The 7,638-nt window shown below is 65.9% G+C and carries 4 protein-coding genes; all 4 read right to left on the bottom strand.

Features of this window, described 5'->3' with window-relative positions; translation table 11 throughout:
• Positions 1–169: 169 nt before the first annotated feature.
• Entirely contained in the window at positions 170–562 is a 393-nt protein-coding gene (locus B0E47_RS10745; RefSeq protein WP_077514224.1) for a DUF5668 domain-containing protein, read from the bottom strand.
• 88 nt (positions 563–650) lie between these two features.
• On the bottom strand, positions 651–1,574 hold the full coding sequence (locus tag B0E47_RS10740) for a 5'-nucleotidase (RefSeq protein ID WP_077514223.1): 924 nt from the start codon (positions 1,572–1,574) through the stop codon (positions 651–653).
• A gap of 123 nt (positions 1,575–1,697) precedes the next feature.
• Positions 1,698–2,459 (bottom strand): NAD kinase, encoded by a 762-nt coding sequence (locus B0E47_RS10735; RefSeq protein WP_077514222.1) that lies wholly within the window; start codon positions 2,457–2,459, stop codon positions 1,698–1,700.
• Positions 2,460–2,598: 139 nt separating this feature from the next.
• The gene (locus tag B0E47_RS10730) at positions 2,599–7,527 is read right to left on the bottom strand and encodes an NAD-glutamate dehydrogenase (RefSeq protein WP_077514221.1); all 4,929 of its coding nucleotides are present in this window, start codon (positions 7,525–7,527) and stop codon (positions 2,599–2,601) included.
• Positions 7,528–7,638: the final 111 nt, after the last annotated feature.

The following is a 7,638-nucleotide window of genomic DNA, read 5'->3' as shown; positions in this document are numbered from 1 at the left end:
CAACCAGGACGGCATTTACACGCTTTACTTCGCTCATCATCGGCTGGCCAGCATCGATATGCGTGAAGCCGACTAAACTGTTACCCATGTCCTGGCACGTCCGTTACCCATGTCATCGGTCTAAACACAGACCCTGAGCGGTGGAACACATGGAGCCCCGCCTGTTCCGTTACGGGGCCGTATTGTCCGGCGTACTCCTCCAGTTCCGCGCCAGCATGCACAGCCCGCCGTAGATCACGAATACCGGCCACCACACCTGCCACGACAGCGACAGGATGAACATCAGGGCCACCATGACAATGGCGGCCGCCGAAAGCAGAAAGTGCAGCACTCCGCCATCGATCGTCCCGACGTCTCGAAAGCGCTGCACGGCTTCGAGCAACGGCGCTACCGCGGCGAGCAGGATCAACCATGCCCACCAGTTGTTCTGGCGGAAGAAGTCCGGGTCGTAGCCGAGGTTGTCCAACAGGAAGAACGCGCCGAAGGCAATCACGACCAGGGCGGGAAAGACCCGGTGGCGGCGACGATACGGATAATCGGGATCACGATGGTGCATGCTCATGCTGGTGCTCCTCCGGGACAGGCGATCACGTTACGCCCGGGTCCGCGCCACGGCCAGTGACAGGCGTCACCCGAAGCACCTGCAGTCGTCAGCGGTTGCTCACCCCGTGTGGCACATGCCCGGTCGCCACGTGCTTGCGCGCAGACTCCACGTTCGCCGGCGAGTCGTCGAAGAAGATGTCGGCGCCGAACGCATCGAGGAACGGGCCCTTGTCGCGACCGCCGAGGAACAGCGCCTCGTCGATGCGCACGCCCCAGCGGCGCAGGGTCAGGATCACGCGCTTGTGCGCGGGTGCGGAGCGCGCGGTGACCAGAGCGGTGCGGATCGGCGAATCCTCGGCGGGAAACGCGGTCTGCAGCCGGTGCAACGCGGTGAGGAAACCACGGAACGGCCCCACCGACAGCGGTTCGGCAGCATGCTCGGTTTCGCTGCGGTGGAAGGCTTCCAGACCTTCCTCCCGCGACACCCGTTCCCCTTCGTCGCCGAAGATCACCGCATCGCCGTCGAACGCGATGCGCAACTGTTCGCTGGCGCGCGGCGGCGCGGTACTGGGCAGGATGGTGGCCGCGGCCACGCCAGCCGCCAACGCGCGGCCCACGTCTTCGGCATTCGCCGACAGGAACAGGTCGGCCTTGAACGGCGCGATGTAATCGGAGGTCGGTGCGCCGCTGGTGAACGCGGCGCGGCTGATCTCCAGGCCGTAGTGCTGGATCGCGTTGAAGATGCGCAGGCCGGTGTCACCGGAGTTGCGCGACAGCAGGATCACCTCGACCGGTGGCACATTGCCGGCCAGCTTGTTGAGACCGAGCAGCTTCTGCACCAGCGGGAACGCCACGCCGGGCCGGAGGATCTCGTCCTCGTGTTCGATCTGGAACGAACGGTAGGCATCGAGGCCATCGCGCTCGAACAACGCGTGGCTGTCACCCAGGTCGAACAGCGCGCGCGAGGAAATCGCCACGACGAGGCGATTGTCGCTGGGCGCGCCGGGGTCGTGGGCGGTGGGCTGGGTCATGGCACGAATCTACTGCATTGAGCGAGGAGTGAGTGAAGAGGAGTGAGGAGTGAGAGAGAGCCGAGGTGCGGAGCCTGCTTTCTCTCACTCCTCACTCCTCGTTTCTCACTTCTCGCTCTCAGCTCATTCCGCCGCGAATTGTTCGTCGAGGATACGCTGTTCCAGATTGTGTTCGGGATCGAACAGCAGGCGCACGCCCTGGTCGCCGGATTGGCGGATCGACACCGTGCGCACGTCGCGCACTTCGTGGAAATCGGCGGTGGCGCTGACCGGGCGCTTGGCGGGGTCGAGCACGCGCAGGATGACCTCGGTGCGATGCGGAAGGATCGCGCCGCGCCAGCGGCGCGGACGGAACGGACTGATCGGGGTAAGTGCCAGCACGTTCGCGTCGAGCGGCAGGATCGGGCCGTGCGCGGACAGGTTGTAGGCGGTCGAACCGGCCGGGGTCGAGACCAGTACGCCGTCGCAGACCAAGGTCGTCAGTTTCACCGCATCGTTGAGCTGTACCTCCAGATGCGCAGCCTGGTTGCTCTGGCGCAGCAGCGAAACCTCGTTGAAGGCAAGCCGGGAATGTTCCGCGCCGGCGGCGTCAGTGACCTGCATCTGCAGGGGAAACAGCGAGGCCGTATGCGCCCGTGCGATCCGTTCCGGCAGATCGTCGAGCCGGTGCTTGTTCATCAGGAAACCGACCCGGCCCAGCTTCATGCCATACACCGGCACTTCCAGCGCGCGATACGCATGCAGGGTACGCAACATGAAGCCGTCGCCGCCGAGCGCCACGATCAGCTCGGCCTGCTCGGCCGGGACATCGCCATAGCGCTCGACCAGCTTGCGGCGCGCCTGCTGGGCAACACTGGTATCGCTGGCGACGAAGGCAAGGCGCATAAGGCGATGGGATTGGAGATTGGGGATTCGGGATTCGGCAAAACCGCCCCCCGTCGCCACCGATCATCGGGGCAATAGCCGCGCCAAGCAAGCGCGCACGCGACCGCCTTCCCGAATCCCCAATCCCGACTTCCTGCTCCTAGGCCACCGGCACCTGCGCCAGCTGCGCCAGACGACGCACCGCCACCGAGGCGATCGGATAGTCCGCGTTCTGGGTGAGGATCTCCGCCAGCATGCTGCGGGTGTGCTGCAGGGTGGCGTCGTCGCGCTGCAGCCACGCCTGTACCGGCGAGACATCCTTGCGAGCGCTGGCCAGGGTCAGCACCTGCAAGGCCAGCGCGCGGTGCTGGTGGTTGAGTTCGTCCAGCAACGAACCGCGCGCCTGCGCATGCCAGTGGCCTTCGACCGGCAACGCCTCGATCTGCCCGCGCAGCCAATCCAGGTCCAGCGCCTCGCCCAGCTCGAAGAAGACCCGGGCCACCTGATCCATCGGCTGGCCACTCTGTTGCACCACTTCGACCATGTCGAGTGCAGCACGCAGGTCCGGCATGCGCGACAGGCGCAGGGCAAGCTCGTCCGGCAGGCCGAGTCCTTCCCATTTTTCCCGGGTGCAGGAGAAATCGCCCATGCCGGTCGGCGTGAGTACCTCGGGCAGCGCCTTGCGCAACGCGGATACGCCATCCTGATAACGCGCCACGTTCTCGGCGATGTCCAGCGAACCGCCCGGCCGGTTCAGCAGCCAGCGGGTCATGTGGCGCAGCAGCGACCAGATCTGCTTGACTGCATCCACCTGGGTATCCTCGGCGACCTTGCTGTCCAGCGCCTCGATCAGCGCCCACAGCGCGCGTGCATCGAGAATCTCGCGCGCCGCCGTGTACGCCTTGGCGATCGCCGCCGGGCCCTGGCCGGTGTCTTCCTGCATGCGCATCATGAAGGTCGCGCCCATGCGGTTGACCGTCGAGTTGGTCACCGCGGTGGCGATGATCTCCCGCTTCAGGCGATGGCGCTGCATGTGCTCGGCATACTTCTCGTGCAACGGCTCGGGGAAGTAACGCACCAGTTCCTTGGACAGGTACGGATCTTCCGGTACGTCCGAATCGAGCATCTGCTGGAACAGGCGCAGCTTGTCGTACGACAGCAGCACCGCCAATTCCGGCCGGGTCAGGCCGATCCCGCGGGTCTTGCGCTCGGTCAGTTCGGCCTCGGACGGCAGGTTCTCGACCTGGCGATCCAGCGTGCCCTCGGCCTCCAGCGTGCGGATGAAGTGCGCCATCGAGCCGATGCGACCCACCGACTGGTGTTCCATCAGGGTGATCGCCTGGTTCTGCCGGTAGTTGTCCCACAGCACCAGCTGGCCCACTTCGTCGGTCATCGCGGCGAGCTGGGTGTTGCGCGCATCGAAGCTCAGCTCGCCACGCTGCACGGCGTCGTTCAGCAGGATCTTGATGTTCACCTCGTGGTCGGAGGTGTCCACGCCGGCGGAGTTGTCGATGAAATCGGTGTTCAGCAGCACGCCCTTCTGCGCCGCCTCGATGCGGCCCTTCTGGGTCATGCCCAGGTTGCCGCCCTCGCCCACGATCTTGCAGCGCAGATCCGCGCCGTTGACGCGCAGTGCGTTGTTGGCGCGGTCGCCCACGTCGGCATGCGTTTCGGCGGACGATTTCACATAGGTGCCGATGCCGCCGTTCCACAGCAGGTCGACCGGGGCCTTCAGGATCGCACCGAGCAGATCGCTCGGCGCCAGGTGCTCCACGTCGGGCTTCAGGCCCAGCACCGCGCGCACTTCCGGCGAGATCGGGATCGACTTGGCGCTGCGCGGATACACGCCGCCGCCGGCGGAGATCAGCGACTTGTCGTAATCGTCCCAGCTCGAGCGTGGCACCTTGAACAGGCGCTGGCGCTCGACGAAGGTGCGTGCCGCATCCGGGTTCGGGTCGAGGAACACGTGGCGATGATCGAACGCGGCCAGCAGGCGGATGTGTTCGGACAGCATCATGCCGTTGCCGAACACGTCACCGGACATGTCGCCGATGCCGACACAGGTGAAATCCTGGGTCTGGCAATCGCGGTTGAGCGAACGGAAGTGACGCTTGACCGATTCCCACGCGCCCTTCGCGGTGATGCCCATGCCCTTGTGGTCGTAGCCGTGCGAGCCACCGGAGGCAAATGCGTCGCCGAGCCAGTAGTCGTGCTCGATCGAGATCGCATTGGCAATGTCGGAGAACGTGGCCGTGCCCTTGTCGGCGGCCACCACCAGGTACGGATCGTCGTCGTCGTGACGAACCACGTCGTGCGGGTTCACCACCTTGCCGTCGGCCAGGTTGTCGGTGATGTCGAGCAGGCCGTTGATGAACAGCTTGTAGCAGGCGATGCCCTCGGCCAGCTGCGCGTCGCGGTCGCCGCCGACGGGCGCCTTCTTGACGAAGAAGCCGCCCTTGGAACCGACCGGCACGATCACCGTGTTCTTCACCATCTGCGCCTTCACCAGGCCCAGCACCTCGGTGCGGAAATCCTCGCGGCGGTCGGACCAACGCAAGCCACCACGCGCCACCGCGCCGAAGCGCAGGTGGATGCCTTCCACGCGCGGCGCGCAGACCCAGATCTCGCGATACGGCACGGGCTTGGGCAGCTCGGATACCTGGTGCGAGTCGAGTTTGTAGCTGATGTACGGCCGGTACTCGCCATTCCAGCGCTGGAAAAAGCTGGTGCGCAAGGTGGCGCGGATCAAGCCGACGAAGCTGCGCAGGATGCGATCCTCGTCGAGGCTGGCGACGTTCTCCAGCAGCACGCCGATGGCCCCTTCGACCACCCCGATCTGCTCGGCGCGGGGCCGCGACAGCGCGGCGCTCATGTCGTTGATCAGGGCGGGCTGCGCGGCCTGGACGTGGGCGGGAATCAGGGTCTGCATCTCGACCGCGAGGGTGGCACCGGCGAGCTTCAACTCGCCCGCCGACAGCGCCTCGCGACGCGGATCGAATTTCGCCAGGAACAACTCCACCAGCAGACCGGCAATCGCCGGGTAGCGGTTGAGGGTCTCCTCCATGTAGCTCTGCGAGAACGTGGCGCCGGTCTGCAGCAGGTACTTCGAATAACCGCGCAGCATCGCGACCTGGCGCCAGCTCAACTTGGCACCCAGCACCAGCCGGTTGAAGCCGTCGTTCTCGGCGTTGCCGCGCCAGATCTGCTCGAACGCATCCTCGAACAGGGCGCCGACCTGCTCGACGCTGAAAGTGAGCTTGCCGACCGGCTGCACGTCGAAGTCCTGGATCGACAGCGGCGCATCGCCGGGAATCTCGTAGACGTGCTCGGTGAGCACGCGCAGGCCGAGGTTTTCCAGCTGCGGCAAGACCTCGGACAAGGCGATATCGCCACCGGAGCGGTAGACCTTGAAGCGCAGCGTCTCCGGTTCCTGCGGCGGATGGTAGAAGGACATGCGCAAGGCGTTGTCGCCCGCCAGCTGCGACAACTGATGGATGTCCTCGGCGGCCACGCCCGGGCTCACGTCCTCGACGTAACCGGCCGGCAACGACTTCGCGTAGCGATTGGCCAGCACCACGCCCTCGTGGTCGCCGCGCAGATGCACCAGCGCGTCGCGCACCTCGTCATGCCAGTTGCGCACGATGGCGGCGACGCCATGCTCGAGCGCAGCCAGGTCATAGACGGGCTGGTCGCCGATCTTGGGCCGCATCACGATGGTCAGCCGCGCCAGCGCCGATTCGCCCATTTCCACCGAGGAATCGCTCTGCACGGCGTGCAGGGCCGTGCCCAGCATGGCCTCGATGCGTTCGCGCACCGAGGTGTTGAAACGGTCGCGCGGCACGAACACCATGCAGGTGAAGAAACGCCCGTAACGGTCGCGCCGCACGAACAACCGCGTGCGTGCCCGCTGGCGCAGTTCGAGGATGCCCATCGAGGTATTGAACAGCTCGTCCTCGGTGCCCTGCAGCAGCTCGTCGCGCGGCAGCGTCTCCAGGATGTGGCGCAACGACTTGCCTGAATACGAATCGCGCTTGAGGCCCGAACGCGCCATCACGGCCTCGACCTTGTGCCTCACCAGTGGCACGTCCTGCGGACGGGTCATGTACGAGCTGGAGGTGAACAGGCCGAGGAAGCGCTGCTCGGCAACGGCCCTGCCGTCGGCACCGAACTGCAGCACGCCGACGTAATCCATGTAGCCCGGACGATGCACGTGCGAGCGCGCATTGGTCTTGGTCAGGATGATCGCATCGGTAGCCCCCGACTGCGGCAGCTCGGTCGCCGCCAGCGTACGCAGCGAACGCGGCGCGAGCGAGCGATCGGTCTTGCGCAGGATGCCCAGGCCGGACGACCCCACCGAACGCAGCACGCGTTCGCCATCGGCATCGGTGACTTCGTATTCGCGATATCCCAGGAAAGTGAAGTTGTCGTCCGCCAGCCAGTGCATGAAGGCGGACGCCTCCTGCACCGAGGCGGCATCCAGCGGCATCGCCCGCTGCGGCAATTCGTCGGCAACCGCGAGTGCCTTGTCGCGCATCGCGGCCCAGTCGCCGACGGCCGCGCGCACGTCCTCCAGCGCGGCCTCGACCTGGGTCTTCAGGAGTTCCTGCTCGGCTGCATCGGCGGCGCGGTCGATCTCGAAATGCATCACCGATTCGGCCTGCCCCGTCGCGTCGCCGATGCGCTGCAGGGCGCCGGCGGCGTCGCGCGACACCATCACCACGGGGTGGATCACCGCGTGCGTCTGCAGGCTGTCCGACACGACCATGCTCACGGTATCGATCAGGAACGGCATGTCGTCGGTAACGATCTGCAACAGGCTGCGCCCGGCATGGATATCGGCCGGGCTCAGCACGCGCACCACGGCGCGCCCCGCCGGGCGCTGCTGCATGAATTCAAGCAGGCCACCCACCAGCGCCGCCCATTGCACCGGCGTGTGCAGATGGATGTCGCTGCCGCCAACCCGGGCGAAGAAGGCAGCGCTGAACGCCTCGGCCTGGGCCAGACGCTGGGGCGAGAGACCACCCTTCTTCAGCTCGGCAAGCACGACGGACGGAAGGGAATGATCGGTTGCCGCAATGGTCGCATTCATGGCATCTGCTGGTAAGTTGGGACGAAATCGGGAATCGCGTAACAAATCCGCTGAAGGATACGCTGCGCCACCACGCGAATCCACTTGCGCGGGGCCGCGTCGACCCGGCCG

It is taken from the genome of Rhodanobacter sp. B05 (assembly GCF_002001085.1).
Classification (GTDB): Bacteria; Pseudomonadota; Gammaproteobacteria; order Xanthomonadales; family Rhodanobacteraceae; genus Rhodanobacter.
The sequence above is the reverse complement of the archived record's forward strand: the minus strand, read 5'-3'. Positions and strand labels throughout refer to the sequence as shown.